General features: G+C 45.5%; 18 protein-coding genes. 2 read left to right on the top strand and 16 right to left on the bottom strand.

Annotated features, from left to right (window positions below):
- Nucleotides 1-21 precede the first annotated feature (21 nt).
- The 3 genes from recG to FD04_RS06575 form a co-directional block, all read right to left on the bottom strand.
- Nucleotides 22-2,052 carry an ATP-dependent DNA helicase RecG gene (gene recG, locus FD04_RS06585; RefSeq protein ID WP_056947822.1) on the bottom strand — a complete coding sequence of 677 codons (2,031 nt, stop codon included), beginning with the start codon at nt 2,050-2,052 and terminating at the stop codon, nt 22-24.
- Nucleotides 2,053-2,139: 87 nt separating this feature from the next.
- Nucleotides 2,140-3,831, bottom strand: a complete 1,692-nt coding sequence (locus FD04_RS06580; protein WP_056948212.1) for a DAK2 domain-containing protein — start codon at nt 3,829-3,831, stop codon at nt 2,140-2,142.
- Between the two features lie 18 nt (nt 3,832-3,849).
- Nucleotides 3,850-4,212 (bottom strand): Asp23/Gls24 family envelope stress response protein, encoded by a 363-nt coding sequence (locus FD04_RS06575; RefSeq protein ID WP_054700053.1) that lies wholly within the window; start codon nt 4,210-4,212, stop codon nt 3,850-3,852.
- Between the two features lie 207 nt (nt 4,213-4,419).
- Here FD04_RS06575 and rpmB point away from each other — a divergent pair, with 207 nt between their 5' ends.
- Nucleotides 4,420-4,605 (top strand): 50S ribosomal protein L28, encoded by a 186-nt coding sequence (gene rpmB / locus FD04_RS06570; protein WP_056947821.1) that lies wholly within the window; start codon nt 4,420-4,422, stop codon nt 4,603-4,605.
- A 120-nt stretch (nt 4,606-4,725) separates the two neighbouring features.
- Here the strand turns inward: rpmB and FD04_RS06565 are convergent, their stop codons facing one another.
- The 11 genes from FD04_RS06565 to gmk all read right to left on the bottom strand — a co-directional run bounded on the left by FD04_RS06565 (nt 4,726) and on the right by gmk (nt 16,665).
- Complete coding sequence (locus tag FD04_RS06565) at nt 4,726-5,376, bottom strand: thiamine diphosphokinase (protein ID WP_056947820.1); 651 nt, start codon at nt 5,374-5,376, stop codon at nt 4,726-4,728.
- Nucleotides 5,377-6,027, bottom strand: coding sequence for a ribulose-phosphate 3-epimerase (rpe, locus tag FD04_RS06560; protein ID WP_056947819.1), 651 nt, complete (start codon nt 6,025-6,027; stop codon nt 5,377-5,379).
- Between the two features lie 19 nt (nt 6,028-6,046).
- The gene (rsgA, locus tag FD04_RS06555) at nt 6,047-6,940 is read right to left on the bottom strand and encodes a ribosome small subunit-dependent GTPase A (protein WP_056947818.1); all 894 of its coding nucleotides are present in this window, start codon (nt 6,938-6,940) and stop codon (nt 6,047-6,049) included.
- Between the two features lie 85 nt (nt 6,941-7,025).
- A complete protein-coding gene (gene pknB, locus FD04_RS06550; RefSeq protein WP_056947816.1) occupies nt 7,026-9,014 on the bottom strand; it encodes a Stk1 family PASTA domain-containing Ser/Thr kinase in 1,989 nt (662 codons plus the stop codon).
- A complete protein-coding gene (locus FD04_RS06545) occupies nt 9,014-9,757 on the bottom strand; it encodes a Stp1/IreP family PP2C-type Ser/Thr phosphatase (protein ID WP_056947815.1) in 744 nt (247 codons plus the stop codon). The genes pknB and FD04_RS06545 overlap by 1 nt, the downstream gene beginning before the upstream one ends.
- Before the next feature lie 12 nt (nt 9,758-9,769).
- The gene (rsmB, locus tag FD04_RS06540) at nt 9,770-11,116 is read right to left on the bottom strand and encodes a 16S rRNA (cytosine(967)-C(5))-methyltransferase RsmB (RefSeq protein ID WP_056947814.1); all 1,347 of its coding nucleotides are present in this window, start codon (nt 11,114-11,116) and stop codon (nt 9,770-9,772) included.
- Nucleotides 11,113-12,060 (bottom strand): methionyl-tRNA formyltransferase, encoded by a 948-nt coding sequence (gene fmt / locus FD04_RS06535; RefSeq protein WP_056947813.1) that lies wholly within the window; start codon nt 12,058-12,060, stop codon nt 11,113-11,115. Before fmt ends, rsmB begins: the two co-directional genes overlap by 4 nt.
- An 18-nt stretch (nt 12,061-12,078) precedes the next feature.
- Nucleotides 12,079-14,493 (bottom strand): primosomal protein N', encoded by a 2,415-nt coding sequence (priA, locus tag FD04_RS06530; RefSeq protein WP_054700051.1) that lies wholly within the window; start codon nt 14,491-14,493, stop codon nt 12,079-12,081.
- A gap of 1 nt (nt 14,494) precedes the next feature.
- Nucleotides 14,495-15,706, bottom strand: a complete 1,212-nt coding sequence (gene coaBC / locus FD04_RS06525) for a bifunctional phosphopantothenoylcysteine decarboxylase/phosphopantothenate--cysteine ligase CoaBC (protein WP_054700050.1) — start codon at nt 15,704-15,706, stop codon at nt 14,495-14,497.
- A gap of 126 nt (nt 15,707-15,832) precedes the next feature.
- Nucleotides 15,833-16,045, bottom strand: a complete 213-nt coding sequence (gene rpoZ / locus FD04_RS06520; RefSeq protein WP_054700049.1) for a DNA-directed RNA polymerase subunit omega — start codon at nt 16,043-16,045, stop codon at nt 15,833-15,835.
- A 2-nt stretch (nt 16,046-16,047) separates the two neighbouring features.
- Complete coding sequence (gene gmk / locus FD04_RS06515; RefSeq protein ID WP_056947812.1) at nt 16,048-16,665, bottom strand: guanylate kinase; 618 nt, start codon at nt 16,663-16,665, stop codon at nt 16,048-16,050.
- Between the two features lie 187 nt (nt 16,666-16,852).
- Here gmk and FD04_RS06510 point away from each other — a divergent pair, with 187 nt between their 5' ends.
- Nucleotides 16,853-17,167 carry a hypothetical protein gene (locus tag FD04_RS06510; RefSeq protein WP_054700048.1) on the top strand — a complete coding sequence of 105 codons (315 nt, stop codon included), beginning with the start codon at nt 16,853-16,855 and terminating at the stop codon, nt 17,165-17,167.
- A 108-nt stretch (nt 17,168-17,275) separates the two neighbouring features.
- On the opposite strand, the gene recN is transcribed toward FD04_RS06510, so the two are convergent.
- Complete coding sequence (recN, locus tag FD04_RS06505) at nt 17,276-18,985, bottom strand: DNA repair protein RecN (RefSeq protein ID WP_056947811.1); 1,710 nt, start codon at nt 18,983-18,985, stop codon at nt 17,276-17,278.
- Between the two features lie 136 nt (nt 18,986-19,121).
- The gene (locus tag FD04_RS06500; RefSeq protein ID WP_054700046.1) at nt 19,122-19,574 is read right to left on the bottom strand and encodes an arginine repressor; all 453 of its coding nucleotides are present in this window, start codon (nt 19,572-19,574) and stop codon (nt 19,122-19,124) included.
- Between the last annotated feature and the right edge of the window lie 10 nt (nt 19,575-19,584).

The following is a 19,584-nucleotide window of genomic DNA, read 5'->3' as shown; positions in this document are numbered from 1 at the left end:
TCATCCTTCCTGTTGTCTGAATCAGTCAAACATATAGGCGTTTGATTCTGCCTGTTTTAAATACGCCACAAGTGACGCGTTATCCGGATCTTGTTGCCAGTGCGGTGTTTCGGTTAATTTTTTGGCCTCATCTTGCGCCACGCTTAACATTGTAATGTCAGCGATTGGATCGCCAACTTTGAATTCGGGTAAGCCTGATTGCTTTTTCCCAAAAACGTCGCCAGCCCCACGTAACTCAAGGTCTTTTTGGGAGACCACAAATCCATCATTAGTTTCGGTCATGACGCGCATACGATCCACACCGTTTTTATTCTTAGGGTCAGCAATCAAAAGACAGTAGGATTGCTGATCTGATCGACCGACCCGGCCCCGGAGTTGATGTAACTGGGCTAAGCCAAAGTGGTCAGCATCATAAATCATCATTACTGTCGCGTTTTTGACATCGACCCCAACTTCAATCACGGTGGTGGCCACTAGCACCTGGTATTGGTTGTCCTTGAAAGCCGACATTACGTTGTCTTTCTCGTCGTTTTTCATGCGGCCGTGTAAGAGCCCGACCTGATAATGTGGTGCGAAGTAGGCAGAAAAGCGCTCGTAGATGGCCTGAGCGTTTTTCATATCAACCGCCTCTGATTCTTCAATCAAAGGTGTTACAACGTAGGCTTGATGTCCAGCCGCAAGTTCGCTTAAAACGAATTGCACAGCGGAATCAATCTGAGCGTTTTTAATCCATCTGGTCGCAATCGGTTTTCGACCTGCGGGTAGCTCGTCGATGATGGAAATATCCATTTCGCCGTAACTGGTGATGGCGAGGGTTCGTGGAATTGGTGTGGCCGTCATTGCGAGGACATCGGGTTGATCCCCCTTCTGCCGCAGCGCTTGTCTTTGAGCAACACCAAAGCGGTGTTGTTCATCGACAATCACAAGGCCAAGTTTATGATAATCAACCCCATCTTGAATCAACGCATGGGTGCCAACAATCAAATTAACTTCACCGTCAGCCAGTCGTGGTAGGAGTTGTTTTCTGGCTGCTGTTTTGGTGGAACCTGTTAACAAAACAATGTTGACTGGTAAGTCTTGAAACAGTGCCTGCAAGTTATTGGCATGTTGTTCCGCTAATATTTCAGTGGGCGCCATCAAAGCTGCTTGAAAGCCGGCTGTAATGGCTGCGTACATACAAATGGCTGCTACAACCGTCTTACCACTCCCAACATCACCCTGTAACAAACGATTCATCCGATGTGGCCGTTTCATATCTGCACAAATTTCGTTGACGACCCGCTTTTGAGCGTCGGTCAACTCATACGGTAACGTTTGGATAAACGCCTGTAATTTCGAATTATCGAAGTTGATGGCTGTCCCCGCTTGCGTTTGATCATGTCTTTTGAGTAGCTGTAACTGCATTTGAAAGCGAAAAAATTCTTCAAACTTGGCTGTTCTTCTTGCAGCTTGTGCAGCATTAAGTGTCTTTGGAAAGTGCATATCGTGAATCATTTGCGCACGATCAAGTAGCCGATAATGCCGCATGATGGGGGCTGGGATAAGATTCTGAATTTGGTCATGATATTGTTCCCAAGCGGCCGTTACCAATTGTTGAATAGTTTTTTGACGGATACCGGCGTTTGATGGATAAACGGATGCCATTGGATCAGCTTTACCGTTACCCAAGATTTTGATGCCATTGAGTTGCTTACGAGCAGCGTCAAAGCGACCATATATCATGACTGGTGCTTCTACCTCAATACTATCTTTCAGCCATGGCTGGTTAAAAAAAGTTACGGGAATAACGTCTTGATCAATCAACAATCGGAAATTCAACCGGCTTTTCTTGCGACCAAATCGCGCAAGTGTCGGTGGTGCTGCCACAATCCCCTTGAGCGTGACCTGTTCTTGGTCAGCAATCTCATTGAGCGCCTTTACCCGTAAATCTTGATATCGAAACGGAAAGTGGGTCAGTAATGATTCAATCGTTGTGATGCCTAAATCGGCCAGTGCGCTTTCACGTTTTGGACCAACACCCGGTAAAACCGTAACTGAATCTGTTAGTGCCACAAAACTGCCCCCTTTCACCCTACGGATAAACAAAGTGCCGGTTCACTTGAACCGCCACTTTGTTTGTGCGCTTATCTTAAATAAAAATTATTCGACACTGATGATGAACGGATATACTGGCTGATCACCCTCGTGGACTTCCACTTCGAGTTCGTCATCCAGTTCCTCAACAGCCGCTTGAACACGTTCAGCAACGGCCTTCGTAGTATCCTCACCGTAAATAATCGTGACGATCTCACTATCGTCAGTCAGCATTTTGTTGACCATCTGGATGGCAGCTTCTTCAGTATCGTCAGTTACAACAGCGATTTTGCCATCAATGATACCCATGAAGTTACCTTCTTTGATATCAAAGCCGTCGACTTGGGTGTCACGGACAGCATGTGTGACTTCGCCGCCCTTTACGGTACTCAAGTTATCCTCCATAGCACTTTGATTCTCAGTTAAGGAATGATCCGGTTCAAAGCCCAGCATGGCCGTCATACCTTGTGAAATTGAACGACTGTGGACGATCACAGTCGGAATATCAACGACCTTAACTGCCTGTTCGGCGGCTAAGAAAATGTTGCCGTTGTTAGGCAAAACAATGGCCTGTTTAGCGTGACTTGCCTGAATGGCATCCACGATATCTTGCGTACTAGGGTTCATAGTTTGTCCCCCAGCAATCACGGTCGTCGCACCTAGGCTCTCAAACAGAGATTGCATCCCTTTGCCAGCGGCGATGGTAATAATTGCAGTTTCTGGTGCTTCAACGGGCTCTGTTGCCGTATCAGCTTGAGCGGTTTCATCATCGTGTTCAATGATGGTTTCTTGTTGAAGCCGCATATTGTCCACTTTAACTTTAGCTAAATCACCGAATTCTTGTCCCCACGCCATGACTTTACCCGGATGTTCAGTATGCACGTGAACTTTCACAATTTCGTCGTCATTGACAACTAAGAGTGAATCGCCCAAATCAGCTAAATATTGGTAGAAAGTATCGTAATCAAACTCACGATCAACCTGCTTACCCTTGCCGATTCGGACCATGATTTCGGTACAATAACCGTACACAATGTCATCGGGATTCAACTTACCCTGCACACTTCGATGGTGTTCGGCGTCGATCATTTCATCCATTTCAGATGAATTAGGTTGATGAGCAGCCTTAGCCGTAATCTCACGACCATTTAAAACATCGTCAAATGCTTGTAGAACAAACGTTAACCCTTGGCCACCGGAATCGACCACGCCAACCTGCTTTAAAACGGGTAATAAATCCGGTGTAGTTTGCAGTGCAGCGTCAGCCGCTTCGTAAGTTGCGTCCAACACCGCGACGATATCATCATCTCTAGCAGCGGTCTTGCGCGCTGCTTTGGCAGCTTCACGGATCACCGTTAGAATGGTACCTTCAGTTGGCTTCATAACGGCTTTATAGGCCGTTTGGGCTCCGGCAGCAAACGCATCAGCGAGGTCAGTCGCACTCAGCTCAGCTTTGCCAGCAACGTCCTTTGAAAAGCCTCTAAAAATCTGCGACAAAATAACACCCGAGTTACCACGGGCGCCCATTAATAATCCCTTTGCTAAAGATTGGGCCAAATCGCCAACTTCAGTACTGGTTGACTCATTCACGTACTTTAAGCCGCTATCCAACGACAAACTCATGTTGGTCCCGGTATCACCATCGGGTACTGGGAACACATTTAATGAATTGATGAATTCCGCATTCTGATCAAGAAAGGCCGAAGCCGCCTCAATCATCTTGATGAATTCATGATTCGTTATTTTCTTCGTTTGCAACAACTTTATCCTCCGCTTCTACTCACTCAGTACTTGGACACCTTGAACAGTAACGTTTACAGCGTTAGCGGTGATCCCAAGCATCGTTTCTAAATTATATTTTACTTTTGATTGGACAGTGCGTGACACCTCGGAAATTTTGGTGCCATAGCTCACGATGATGTTTACGTCAACGGCCACCCCGTTGTCCTCTTGACGAACAACGACGCCCTTTGCGTAATTATCACGTTTTAAAATATCGTTCACATTGTCGCGAATTTGATTCTTACTTGCCATTCCCACGACACCATAAGAATCAGTAGCAGCGCCACCAACAACTGTTGCGATGACGTCGTTATCAATATCAATTAAGCCATGTTGTGTTTTAATTTTTACGGCCATCAAGTACAGCCTCCTTGCATCCTAGTCTTCACGATAATTCATCTTACCACAAATATGCCAGTACCGTTATCATATTAATCAACTTTTTCGCTGTCAAGTAAAATTACTTGAAAGAAAACTATTGATTTCCGGATATGGGTATGATAAATTGTTTTAGTGAGCTAAAAAGCAACGTTTTTTAGATAAGTCTAAAAGGAGGTAGTTACCATGGCAAAAGATTTCATTAACGGCAAGCGCACCCGTTTCGGTAACAAGCGTTCTCACGCCTTGAACTCATCACGGCGTTCATGGAAGCCAAACTTGCAAAAAGTTACGATTTTAGTGGACGGCAAGCCTAAGAAGGTTTGGTTGTCAGCTCGGACTTTGAAGTCAGGTAAAGTGACTCGAGTTTAGTTTAAAAAGTTTGGCGCTGTGCCAAGCTTTTTTTGTGACTAAGATTCATTTTTAAAATATCTTTCAACCAAAAAACTGTTGGCGATCATTTGATCACCAACAGTTTTTTGTTGTCTTCGTTTAATTATCACGACTCTGAATCACGGCAAGTAGACCAGATTTAAATGAAAAATGACCGACCTGACCGACAAATTCATTACTAGCATACGAGATGGGATAAGGCACATCCTCATCTTTAAGCGTGTATTTTTCGTCAATTAAGTTCAGTTGATCGACTTTTTCAAGTGGCACGAATGCCAGATATTTTTTATCAGCCTCTTTTTTGAGCGCATATTCCCCTGGAAGATAAAAAGTAATCGTATTTGCCCGATCGATGAACCGAATTTGCGGTGCGAATTGTCGATACCGTGGTTTTAAGACTAACCATAAGTTAGCTAAAAAGTGATCCAAACGGCCACCAGTAGCACCATAGATATCTAACCGATCGTACTGGTACTCCTTTAGTGCAACAGTGATTGCCAATTCGGTATCGGTTTCATCTTTTTCTGGAATGGCTTGGCGAATATCTGAAACCGACGACTTCACTTGCGTTAATTCTGAAGCTGAAAGCGAGTCAAAGTCGCCAATTGCAACTAAGGGTGTGATGCCCATTGAGAGTAATCTTAATGTCCCACGATCGACGCCGATCCAATCACCACTAACCTTGCCCGCGGTTAACTGATCAGGCCATTCACTGGTCGGTCCACCAACCAGCAAGTTAAGGTGTGTCATTTATTTCGTCGCATCCTTTAAGGTTTGAACCATAGCAGCTGGATCTTCAGCATCAAAGACGTAAGAACCGGCAACAGCAACGGTTGCGCCTGCTTCTTGGCAATCTTTGATTGTGTTAGCTTTGACCCCACCATCAACTTCAATATCGAAGTCATAACCTTCAGTTTGTTTAAGTTGGTCAAGTTGTTTGATTTTTTTCAAGGTTTCTGGCAGGAACTTTTGGCCACCAAAACCAGGGTTAACCGTCATGACTAACACTTGGTCAACCATGTATAATACGGGCTTGATTGCTTCAACGGGGGTACCTGGGTTAATCACAACTTCAGCCTTGGCACCAGCGTTTTTGATCAACTGTAATGCGCGGTGGATATGAGCTGTTGCTTCAACGTGCACACCGATGATATCGGCACCGTTTTCGGCAAACAATTCCACGTAACGTTCTGGGTTTTGCACCATTAAGTGAACATCGAGCGTCATGTTAGTAATTGGTCGGATAGCCTTCACCCAACCTGGTCCGTATGATAACGCTGGAACGAATGAACCATCCATCACATCAATGTGAAGGTATTCAGCACCAGCCTTGTCCACAACTTCGATATCTCTTTGAAGATTTACATAATCTGCACTTAAAATTGAAGGTGCGATTTTCATAAAAAGTCCCTCATTTCTCTCATTTTCGGTAATTTGGTTTTTGATTTTTTAATGCTTGATACAGTAGCAAGTAATTTTCGTAACGGCTTTGACGAATCTCACCAGATTCGACCATTGCTTTAACAGCGCAACCCGGTTCGTTAACGTGAACGCAGCCACGAAAGCGGCAATTAACGGCCGCTCTACGAAATTCCCGGAAGTACTGGCCAAGTGAACGGGCATCCAAATCAAAGGCATCATAAGAAGAAAATCCCGGTGTATCGGCAATTAAGCCACCTGCAACTTCGAGTAGCGAAACGCGCCTAGTTGTATGCTTACCTCGGTTTAACGCCGCCGAAATCTCGCCAGTTGCTAAATCAAGGTCTGGGGCAACGTGGTTTAACAGCGTTGACTTACCAGCACCGGTCTGACCCATGATGACACTCACTTTGTCTTCTAACAATTCATCTAACGCCGTGATGGCCGTTTGTGAAAAAGCAACTGGGTCATAAATGACCTGGTAGCCAATTTGACGATAATCAGCCGCCAGTTGGACAAATTCTGGTTGTTCTTCAGCGGTTAATAAGTCAGTCTTGGTGAGATACACCACGGGTTCGATCTTAGCAATCTCAAGCGCCAGCAATTGGCGATCGAGTAAGTTAGTTGAAAAAACCGGTTCACGTACAGCTGTGGCAACGATCGCCTGGTCGACGTTAGCAACTGGTGGTCTAACCAGTTGATTACGGCGTGGTTTCACCTCTAAGATATAGCCTTCGTGATCATTTGGTGCGTCAATGACAACTTGATCACCCACCAAAGGGGTAATTTTGCGACTTCGAAAGTTGCCTCGTGCTCGAGTACGCACTAGTCGTCCCGAAGTTGTCATCACATCGTAAAATCCACTTAGCGATTGTCGAATTTGGCCTTCCGCCACATCACCGCCACCTTTCAAACAATTTAGTCAAAAAACCAGTTCCTTTACTCATTGTAAACGAACTGGTTTTAAAATGCAGTAATTATTAGTGAGAATTTTTGGTGACGTTATTATCCGACAGAATTACTTTGCCATCTCGAACGATCTTATAGCCACCACTTTTACCGGACTCCACAGCGAATGGAATCGTGACTTGCGTGTCCTGAGCGATGGTTAATTGCTTATACACGGTACTGTAATCATGATCTTGATCCCTGACGTAGATTTGGATGGTGTTCACATCCGAACTACTGGTCGAGGCACTACTTGTATCATCACTGCTGGAGGTCGATGACGAACTCGTTGCATCAAACGGAATGTTAACACTGACGTTAAAGTCCTCAACCTTAGGCGTTGTATCCGTAGCTGGTTTTTTACCACGTGATAGCGTCACAGAAATCGTTGAACCTTCAGTTAAAATACTACCGGCAGCCGGCGACTGACTGATTGCAGTCCCCTTTTTATTGTCGGCGTATTTGTAATTGAACGAGACATTGAGGGATTCACGGCTAGCATAACTTTGAATTTGCGTTTTAGTCTTACCGACCAAATCTGCAAGCGTAAGTTCACGTTGACCGGCCGAAACCGTTAACGTCACGGTCGTTTTCTTCGGGTTGATCCGTTGGCCAACGGTCGCACTCTGTTGCATGACGGTCCCAATAGCAACTTCACTCGAGGATTGATTTTGACGTTTGACGGTAACCCCTTTTGCCTTTAAGACCGCTGCCGCCCGCGTGTATGACTGACCGACGTAGTTACCAATGGTAATGAGCTTTGGACCACTGCTAACGTATAGTTTGACTTTAGTGTTTTGCTTCACTTTGGCCAGTGCCTTGGGATTGGTGGCAATCACATGATTTTTCTTGATTTGATTACTACTTCGTTTGGTGACCGTACCTGGATCCAAATTTTGAGCAGTTAGTTTTTGTTCAGCTTGGGTCAGGGTCAAGCCACTGACGTCTGGCATCGAAACGGTTTTAGGTCGTCCGAGCCAAAATGCCAAACCACCAACTAGCAGTAATGCAATCAGTATCGCTGTCAGCCACCGAAGCCACCGATGTTTGCGACGACGTTTCGGTTTCGAAGTTTTCTCCGTCGATTTTTGATCCGTAGTCGCTTGATTAAGTGTTGACTGGAGTGCCTGCTTATCGAGAACCTTGGTCTCGCCCTCTTCGACTGCATTGTCAGGGACGAATTTAGGTTCGGAAGCTCGTCTCGGCGAAAGTGCGGTTTCAAGGTCCGTGGCCATCGCCTCAACTGATTCGTAACGATCCTCGGGATGTTTAGAAGTCGCTTGTAACACGACGTTTTCAAGTGCCTGTGGAATGCGCGGATCAAATTCACGCACCGATGGAATTTCGGACTGAAAGTGTTTGATTGCGATTGAGACGGCCGTTTCACCCTTGAATGGTACCGTTCCGGTTAACAGCTCGTAAAGAATGATGCCTAATGAGTAAATATCGGATTTTTTAGTGGCCATGTCGCCACGTGCTTGTTCAGGTGATAGATAGTGGACCGAACCCAACACGGTGTTAGTTTGCGTCAATGAATTTTCTGACATTGCCACAGCAATCCCAAAATCAGTGATTTTGGCAACGCCATTTTCATCGATCAAGATGTTTTGTGGCTTTAAGTCACGGTGAATGATGTTGTGTTCATGAGCAACTTGGACAGCTGATAGGACCTGTGACATGATGTTAATGACTTCTTGGTACGGAATTGGGAAATGTTGTTGAATGTAAGCCTTCAGGTCCATCCCCTTAACGTATTCCATGACCAAATATTGCATGCCATTTTCTTCACCAACATCATAAACGCTCACAATGTTTGGGTTAACCAGTTCGGTGGCCGCCAATCCCTCACGCTGGAATCGCTTGATGGTGTGTGGGTCGTCACGTAGATCCAACCGAAGCAACTTGACTGAAACATCACGATCCAAAATTAAATCGTGGGCTAAATAGACGTTGGCCATACCGCCTTCACCAAGTGATTGGGTGATGCGATAACGCCCGCCTAATACGTAATTTGGTCGCATTATTCAGCCACCTCCGATCCACCATCGATGATAACTACGGTAATGTTGTCTAAACCGCCAGCATTGTTGGCGAGTTCAATCAACCGATCACACTTCTTGGCAGGCGTTGTGGCCTCTTCCAAGACACTTTGAATTTGGCTGTCACTCAACATATCGGTTAAACCATCCGAACACAACAGCAATACGTCGTTTTGAGCCAACGTTAAATAGTGCAGGTCGATCTTAACATCTTCTTCAATGCCCAATGAGCGAGTAATGACGTTTTTTTGCGGGTGCACTCTGGCGGCCTGTTTCGACAGTTCACCACGTTTGATCAATTCATTAACCAAGGAGTGATCTTCAGTAATCTGTGAGAAGTGGCCGTCACGCAGTAAATACCCGCGACTATCCCCAATGTTGCCAATCAATGCCATTTGCTCAAAAACAACTGCCAAGACAATGGTCGTCCCCATGCCGCTTAGATCTGCATATTGCTGTGAACGTTGACGAATATCTTGGTTTTCAACGGAAATTTGAGCAGAAAGCCAGGTTTTGATTTCGTCAATGTCGTCAGCTGAGGTACTCTCAAACGCATGACCAAGGTGTGCAACGGCCATTTGTGAGGCCACATCGCCACCTTGATTGCCACCGATTCCATCAGCAATCAAGGTTAACTTGACACCTGATTGGTTGGTAAATACGCCGGCACTGTCCTCATTATCAGTGCGACGTTTTCCTATGGCTGTTTGATAAGCAATTTGCATGGCTAGCCTCCACTAACGTACCCGCTTAAATTGACTAACGAAAAAACCATCTGAATCGTAGTCATCGGGATAAATTTCTAAATAATCTGTCGTGCGTGAACCCTTTAAGTCATGTTTAGTGTTAACGCGCACTGACTCAAAGTCTGGATGTTGCGCTAAAAAGGCCTTCACCACGTCACGATTTTCTTGGTTCAAAATGGTACACGTGCTGTAAGTTATTATACCGTTTATTTTTACTTTTTTGGCAACTGCATCCAAAATCGACAATTGAATTTTGGCCAACGCCTGCACGTCTGTTAATTGTTTCTCGTAACGAATCTCTGGTTTCCGGCGAATCAGGCCGATTCCGGAACAAGGCGCATCAACTAGAATTGCGTCAAAGGTTTCGTCTTCAAACACGTCCCCGACTTTGCGCGCGTCAAGTGCCTGGGCAACGACCCGGTCATTAACGTGCATCCGTTTGGCGTTTTGTTTAATTAACTTAACCTTATGTTCATGAATGTCCAACGCCACTACCTGACCACGCGAAGCTGCTGAGAGTTGACCAGCCAGCTGGACCGTTTTACCACCTGGCGCGGCGCAAGCATCAAGGACCATCATATTAGGCTGTAAAGCCATACTTTCAGCAGGCAACATGGCACTTTCATCTTGGATGGTCAGTTGGCCGTTTTTAAATAGTGTTGCTTGGTTGGCTGGTTTGCCCTTTAAAACGAGTCCGTCAGCCGCAACTTGACTAGCTTCAAAATCATAACCTTCGTCTCGTAACGCCTGTTGTGCCTCTAATAAACTAATTTGATCTGTGGCGACCCGAACGGATTGATTGGCGGGTTGATTGATGCTAGCTAAAATCGATTGGGTTTTGGCCGCACCTAACTGATTCGTCAAACTTTCAATCAACCATTTAGGCATTGAATATGTGATGGCCTGTCGTTCAAGCGGGTCAGTAATCTCATCGAGATCAGGTAAGCCAACCCGATCCATCTGGTGTAAAACACCGGTGACAAAGCGACGAATACCTTCGTGACCTCGTTGCTTTGCAATTTGGATGGTTTCGTTAAAAATTGCACGCTTTGGTACCCGCTCTAAATACTGCATTTGGTAAACAGCGGTTTGAAGCAAGATGTTAACCCAAGGGGCAACCTTTTGGGGATGCTTAATGAACGGTTTAAGTTGATAGTCAATGGTCATGCGGTGTTGAATCACACCGTAAACGATGGTCGTCAACAAGCCAGCATCACGTGGCGAGATATCAGACTGGTCAATCAGTTGGTTGAGTTGCAAATTTGAATATGCGCCATTTGAAACCCGCGTGAGTGCGGTGACCGCCATTGAGCGGGGGTTATTATCAAGATTACTCATAGTTCAATCACCTGTTCGCCAACTTCAAGGGCGTCATCCGTGCCGTTTAGAAAGTCTGTAATACTTTGTTGAGGCTTGCCTGCAGGTTGCAGTCGGTTAATTTGTAACAAGCCACCCTCTCCTGTTGATAAAACAAGATCATGTTTACCGTGACGGGCAACTTTTCCAGGCGACAGCGTAGTTGTTTCAGGCAGCACGGTCACATCCCACAACTTAGTGCGAACGCCATTTAGCACAACAAACGAAGTTGGAAATGGACGCAGGCCTCGAATCTTAGCGTCAACTAGGTTAACCGGTAATGTGAAATCAACGCGTTCTTCATCCGACTTGATGGTTGGTGAAAAAGTCACGTCAGCTTCGTTCTGTGGGGTTGCGGTGGCAGTGCCATCGATCAAGTGTGGTAGTGTGTCGATTAACAAATCCCGGCCTAGTAAACTGAGTTTATCAAACATTGAACCCACATCATCGGTTTTTTCGATTGGGATGTCACGCTGACTGATGATGTCACCAGCATCCATTTTTTTAATCATGTAAATAATTGATACGCCGGTTTTAGCGTCATCGTTCATAACTGCATAGTGAACGGGTGCACCGCCACGATATTTAGGCAATAATGATGCGTGAACGTTAATGGCGGCCGTTTTTGCAGCGGCCAGCAATTTAGTTGGTAAAAATTGACCAAATGCGGCCGTGACAATAAAGTCTGGGGCTAGTTCGATCACTCTTGCCATTTCGTCACTGCCACCAATTTTTTCGGGTTGAAGGACCTCGATATTGTGGGCTAGCGCAACTTCTTTGACGGGTGACGCTGTTAAGACGTGCTTACGACCCACTGGGCGATCCGGCTGAGTCACTACGGCTTTAACATCATAACCATGTGAAATCAAAGCTTCTAAAATCGGGGCTGAAAATGCGGGTGTCCCCATAAATACAATTGATGTCATGTTGTTCTCCTTTGTTAATTACATAAAACTCATGGGGTTGCGATCGATTGCGATTTGTAAACCACCACGACTTTGTTTTTGAGCCTGACCCAAAATGGTAAAAAGTGCCTGATTGAGCGCAGGTTCGTGTTTATATTTGATGACGAGTTGATAATAATAACGGTTGTTGATTCGAGCAACGGCGCCCGGGGTTGGGCCAAGGATAATCACGTTGGCACTTAAAGTGGCCTTCAACTGACGAACGATGCTGATCATTGCTGTTGCCGCCTTCCGTTCATCAAGGTCACTTGCGGTGAGCTTCACGGCATAAAAATAAGGTGGGTAATTGCCGCGGTGTCGAAGTCGCATTTCTTTGACAAAGAATTGTTCGTAGTCTTGGCGTTTGGCCAGTTGGATCGCGTAATGATCAGGATTGTAGGTCTGGATAAAGACTTGTCCTGGTTTGTCCGCCCGACCTGCTCGTCCGCTGACTTGGGTCAGTAATTGAAAGGTTCGCTCACTGGCGCGAAAGTCTGGCAGACCCAGCGAGGTATCAGCGTTTAAAACACCAACCAGCGTCACATCAGGAAAATCAAGCCCCTTAGCAATCATCTGAGTACCAAGTAAGATATCGGCTTGATGGTCACCAAACTGCTTTAATAACCGTTCGTGGGCCCCTTTTCTGCGTGTCGTATCAACATCCATTCGAATGATGCGCGCGTCTGGTAAGAGTTCGTGCAGTTCAGCTTCTACCTTTTGAGTCCCCGTGCCATAGTAACGAATATGGTGACCACGGCAGTTTGGGCAAACCCGTGGAATTGGCTCTTCATGACCACAGTAATGACATTTCATAGTTTTGGTGTCCATATGAAGGGTTAACGAAATATCACAATTGGGACACGGTACGACGAAACCGCAGTCGCGACACATTACAAACGATGAATAGCCACGCCGGTTGAGCATCAATAAAGATTGTTCCCCTCGGTTAAGTCGAGTCGTGATGGCACTTAGTAGTTCACTGGAAAAATTGCTTTCTTTGTGATGGCGTAACTCTTCAGTCATATCGATGATTGACACATCCGGTAGTTGTTGATGGTTGACACGATGCGGCAAATTCAGTAATTGGTACACCTGTTTTTGGGCTCGAGCACGACTTTCTAACGATGGCGTAGCACTCCCAAGCACCACCGGACATGAATGATAGTGACTGCGCCAAATCGCAACGTCACGTGCATGATAACGCGGATTGTCGTCTTGTTTATAACTTGCTTCGTGTTCCTCATCAACGATAATAACACCTAGGTTATTCAATGGTGCAAAAACAGCTGAGCGGGCGCCAACAACAACGCGAGCCTCTCCGCGATTGATCCGGCGCCATTCATCAAATCGTTCACCAACCGATAGGCCACTGTGTAAAACGGCAACTTGCTTACCAAAACGCCCTCGAACCCGACCCACGATTTGTGGTGTTAAGGAAATTTCTGGGACTAACATCAACGCGTTTTTACCATGTTCTAGTGTGTTGGCAATTGCCTGTAAGTAGACTTCAGTCTTGCCACTCCCGGTGACACCCTCAAGCAAGAAGGTTTTTGCATCTTGCTGATTGGTCGCACTTGTAATCGCTGACACAGCGCGTTCTTGGTCAGCGTTAAGAGTTAACGGCTTGGTTTTGATAACAGCTGATTGGAAAGGATCTCGGTAAACTTCTTGGGCCGTGCGTTTGACCCAACCATTTTGCTCTGCGGTTTTGAGGATGCTAGCAGACACGTTAAGCTGCTGCTCCAAATCGCGTTGTTTGATGGGCGCATCGTGGCTGATTAAATAATCGAGTAAGCTGGCCTGTTTGGTTGCGGTCTTGCGTAGACCGGCTTTAGCAGTTGCTAAGGCTTCAGGTGTCTCATTAGCCTGGACCATTGTCACAGTTTTGACGCGAGCCTGATTTTTAACCGCATAGCTGATTTCGATATCGTGTTGCCGACTTAATTGAAGTAAGTCGTGAAGTTGTTCGGTGGATAAATGGTCGTCCCATAACAGACGGGTTTGATTTCCAAACACAGCTTGTCGTTTTTCAGTCGATAAAGTTGGTAACGGGGTGACCCACTTTTCATATTTAGCTTTCAAGACATTTGGTAACATGGTTTGTAAGCATGTAATCGTGAACGCATAGGTAGTTTGAGCTAACCAGTCAGCCAAAGACATTAATTCGGCATTAATAACCGGTGTGAGGTCCATCACACTATCAATGGTTTTTAAATCATCCAGTTGTGTATCGGCGGTTGCTTCTTGAATTGCCCATACGAAACCCTGAACGCGACGATCACCCCGACCAAATGGCACGGTGATTCGCATCCCAGGCTGTAACTGATGTTGTAATGTTGTTGGTATTAGATACGAATATGGCGTATTGGTTTGCATGGTTGGTACATCCACAATCACCAATGCAATTTGCGTCATGCTATCCCTCTTTTTGTATGCGTTGGCTAATTTGATCCACCACTTGTTTGGCAATTGTTGCCTTGTTCGCCAAAGCGGTTTTAATCGGTGCATGATCCGCTTGTAGAATTGTGACTTGATTGGTATCGCCGTTAAAGCCGACCCCTGGTTTGGAAACATCGTTTGCTACCAGCAGGTCTAGTTGTTTATTGGTCAATTTTTTGGTGGCGTTATCGATCAAGTGCTGGGTTTCAGCCGCAAAGCCAACGGTGATTTGTTGTGGTTGCTTTAACTTTGCCACAGTTTTTAAGATATCGGTGGTTTTAGTGAGCTTCAAAACCAATTCATCATTGTCAGCCGTTTTCTTAATTTTTTGGTCAGCACTCACCAGTGGTTTGAAGTCAGCGACTGCCGCTGCCATGACTAAAATGTCAGCGGATGGAAAAGCAGAGGTCACTGCTTCCGCCAAATCTTCGGTGGATAATACTTGCACTAGTTTCACTCCAGCTGGCACATCCAGTTTCGTTGGTGCGGAAATTAACGTGACCTGTGCCCCACGTTGTTGCAACTCACGTGCGATTGCATAACCCATCTTACCTGAGGAGTCGTTGGTAATAAACCGTACAGGATCAATTCGTTCCCGCGTGCCACCAGCGGTTACAAGGACCTTTTTGCCAGTCAGCGGGGTGGTTGGCTGCAACAGTTGTTTGATGCTTGTCATGATGGACTCTGGTTCCGGCATCCGACCGCGTCCAGAGTAGCCCTCTGCCAAAAAACCTTCATCAGGGGCCATCACATGCACGCCATCTTGTTGAAGAGTCGCTAAGTTACGTTTGGTTGCCGGATTATCTAACATGTGTTGATTCATAGCTGGGACAATTAGTTTTGGTGCCGTGGTAGCCATTAGACTCAAGCTAGCCATATCGTCAGCGAGTCCATTGGCCAATTTGGCGATGATATCTGCGCTCGCCGGTGCCACAACGGCCAAATCAGTCCAGTCAGCTAGCTCAATGTGATCCACAGACTTGGCATCCTCACCCGCAAAGATATCAGTTAACACTGGCTTCTTTGATAAGACTTGAAAACTTAACGGCGTTACGAACGCTTCAGCCGCTTTAGTCATCACAACACGCACCGAAGCACCACTTTTAATGAGCAACCGAGTCAGTGCCAAGGCCTTATACGCAGCAATGCTGCCCGTCACATACAGTGCGACGTGTTGATCTTTACTCATGAGTTACCTCCTAGATACTTTTTATTTATTGTAACAGAGTCGTATGGGGCTTGCACAAACAAAAACCGCCGCTTCAACCCCTCACTAGGTGTTAAAACAGCGGTGTTCGTCTGTTAGCTGATTTAATTAATCTAAATCGTCTTCGTCAGGATCAATAATGACTTTACCAGCCACAATTTCTTCTAATGCGCGGCCAATGGTTTTAGGTGAATCATAGTGCTCCAACAGTGGCTTGGCGCCAGCGTCTAATTCGTGAGCCCGCTTACTAGCAAGCATAATGAGTGAGTACCGAGAATCAACACGTTCAAGTAATTTATCAACAGATGGGTATAGTAACATGATTAATCGTCTCCTTCTAACATTTGTTCATAATCTGGCATCACACGGGTAACGCGTAGTCGTTCAGAACGAATAATCGTTCTAATGCTGGCAACGGCGTTTTCAACTTCGTCGTTGACCACCGCATAATCATAGTTGCGCATCATTTTGATCTCAGAAACGGCCTTTTTGATTCGGGCGTTAATGACGTCGAGTTCTTCAGTGCCGCGATTGATCAAGCGGTGTTTTAATTCCATTAAATCAGGTGGGGTCAAGAAGACAAATACGGCATCAGGACAATTAGCTCTGACTTGCATGGCGCCGTTAACTTCGATCTCCAAAAAAACGTCCTTGCCGGAGTCCAGCGTCTTGTTCACATAATTCAGTGGCGTACCGTAGTAGTTGTCAACGTACTTTGCGTACTCAAGCATTTCACCATTTTTGATGTTTTCTTCAAATTGTTCTTTTGAAACAAAAAAATAGTCGACGCCATCTTTTTCACCTTCACGTGGTTGGCGTGTGGTCATCGAAATCGAGTACTGAAAGTCTGTATCTGGTTCGTCAAAAAGTGCCTTACGGACGGTTCCTTTACCGACACCGGAAGGACCAGATAACACAATCAACATGCCTCTTTTTGTCATTACGGAAATCCCCTTATCTAATTTTCAGCGTGATAATAAAGTCCATTATTGCACGGATAACCGCGGTTTGACAAGGGTTTAGCTGGGATTTAATGATAAAATTTCTAGAACGGATGATTTTTGCTTGCAAAAACAAACATAGGTTCGTATAATAGGCTATGCAAACAAATGTTCGAGGTGATTAAAAATGTCAAACCAAGTGTCCGCAATTAAAAAGATTTCGTCGCAATTAAATGACCGTTACCGTCAATTCTTAGAACTTGATACCTTGCCGTCACACATGCCGTTAGCTCAATTAGATTACTTTTTGACCCAAGCAATGTCTCGTCACTATCACGTTAAACTTCACCTGGCTGGTCAGGATGCACCAACGATGTCAGGTTACCTGTCTAAGGGACCTAAGGACACCTACTTGGTTTCGGCACCTCACCAAAAGTTAACCCAGTTAGCGCATTTGAATCAGATTAACTTCGTTGAACGGGTTGACTATCTTCCCTATTAACATTATTAACGTTTAAGATTGTACGTCATATCAGGATAAAGCGCCCAAGAATCGATTTTGATTCTTGGGCGCTTTATTACGCTGGTCAATATTAAACGTTAACGACTGTCACTCAGTTACTTGGTGCCTTTTTTGGTGGGCAGCCATTTCAAGTAGCTCTTGAGCGTGTTCTAACGTCAATTCAGTGATGGTTGTACCTGCCAGCATCCGAGCTAACTCCTTAACGCGTGCGGGTTGCGTCAGCTTTTTAATGTGGGTTTCAGTTCGATCGCCTTTTACTTGCTTGGCGATGAAGTAATGGTGATCACTCATGGCAGCCACTTGTGGCAGATGCGTGATACAAAGAACCTGCGAATCACTGGCAATGCCGCTAATTTTTTCAGCGATGGCTTGTGCGACCCGCCCAGAAACCCCAGTGTCGACTTCGTCAAAGATAATACTGGTTACGCCTTGGGACTTGGAAAAGATGGTCTTAAGGGCCAACATCAAGCGTGATAGCTCACCACCTGAGGCAATTTTGGCTAAAGGTCGAATCTCTTCACCCGGATTGGGTTGAATGTAAAACTCAACGTCGTCCATGCCGGTTGCGAAAAATTGCTGATCATTGGTGGCATTAAAGTGAACTTGAAAGACCGTCTTAGCCATGTAAAGGTCGCTGAGTTCATGTTTAATTGCTGTTTCAAGCTTTTGAGCAACTCGTTTACGTTCGGTAGTCAACTGAGTGCCCAATTTAGTGAGTTCGGCTACCTTTTGGGTCAATTGACCTTCTAAGTCGCCAGCGTCCATTTCAGTAACTTCCATATCAGCCAGTTCCTGTTTGATGGTATCCAAGTAATTCAAGATTTGTTGCTCAGAATCGCCATATTTTCGTTTTAATTGATGAATGACATTTAACCGCTGTTCAATTTCATCCAACCGGTTATCATCCCACTCGAGTAGATCAGCTTGTTTGGATAAATCACCCGCCGCATCCTGTAAGGCGTAATAAGCGGTTTGGAGAGATTCGTGAAGTTGCTCGAATTCTGGGTCCAAGTCGGCAATACCGGCAAGCGCGTTCATGGCCTGGCCGCTGAGATCGAGTGCGCCAGTGAGCTCTTCATCGCCATTTAACGCCGACATTCCTTCTTGGAGAGCCGTATTAATTTTTTGATAATTCATTAACCGGTCTCGTTGTTGACTAAGGTTGGTCTCTTCGTCTGGTTCAAGTTGTGCATCTTCAATTTCCTTAACTTGAAACCGCAGCATGTCAAGCCGTTGTGCCCATTCTTTTTGATGGGTATTTCTCGAAACCATAGCATGATGGAGGTGTTGGTAGTCCGTATAGGTGCTCTCGTAGTTGGTTTTCAAAGCCTTGAGCTTGGCGCCACCAAATTCATCGAGTAAGCGTAAGTGCTTGTCTGGTTGCATTAATTCTTGATGTTCGTTTTGGCCGTGGATATCAACAATGGTCTCACCTAGTGTTTTGAGGGTATTGGTATTAACCAGCATCCCGTTTACGCGACAGATGTTGCGACCGTTACGATAAATCTCTCGTTGTAAAATAACCGTACCATCATCGTGATCAATACCCAGGTCATCTAACCGGTGGTAAGTTTGTCCGTCTGGTGGGAATACGAAGGCACCTTGAATCACCGCTTTATCTGCACCAGTTCGAACAAAATGTTGTGAGCCCCGGCCGCCAGCTAACAAGCCAACCGCATCAATAATAATTGATTTACCTGCACCAGTTTCACCAGTGAGGACCGTCATGCCGTTCTCAAATTCAACGTCAAGCTGAGCAATAATCGCGAAATTTTTTATTGAAAGTTCTTGCAGCAATGCGTTTCCTCCTATCAGACAGTTGGCAAGATTTCTCCTGATCAGTATAAATTGTCTGATCATTTAACCAGTCAATTATACCCGAAAATTCAAAAACGAGCTAGATACAACATCGCTGTTGGATCTAACTCGTGTCTCAGTTAAGTAGGTCATTGATAGTGGCCTGAAGCTGTTGTGCACCCGCTTCGTCTACACAAATTGCAAGAACAGTTTGGTCGTCGCCAATCGTCCCAAAAACAAAGTCATACTTCATTTGGTCAATCAGCGAGGAAACTGCCGGACCATTACCCGGCAAAACCTTTAAAAAGGCGGCTTTGTCTTGAACACTGATATTAACGTAAGCATCTTGAAGCGTTCGTTTTAATTTCTTTTTGGTATCAAGTTTTTTTTGAATTGGCATGTTATAGCGGTAGCCACCAGTTGCGGCGGGCACTTTAACAAGCTGCATTTCTTTAATATCTCGAGAAATGGTCGCCTGAGTCACGTGAATATTTTGTTCCTCCAGTAGGCGGACAAAGTCCTCCTGTCGTTCAATATCTTGTGAACTTAATAGCTGACGAATCAAACGCTGTCGGTCTTGCTTCTTCACGTCACCATCT

Origin of the sequence: Secundilactobacillus odoratitofui DSM 19909 = JCM 15043, from assembly GCF_001434895.1 — a bacterium.
GTDB classification, from domain to species: domain Bacteria; phylum Bacillota; class Bacilli; order Lactobacillales; family Lactobacillaceae; genus Secundilactobacillus; species Secundilactobacillus odoratitofui.
The sequence above is the reverse complement of the archived record's forward strand: the minus strand, read 5'-3'. Positions and strand labels throughout refer to the sequence as shown.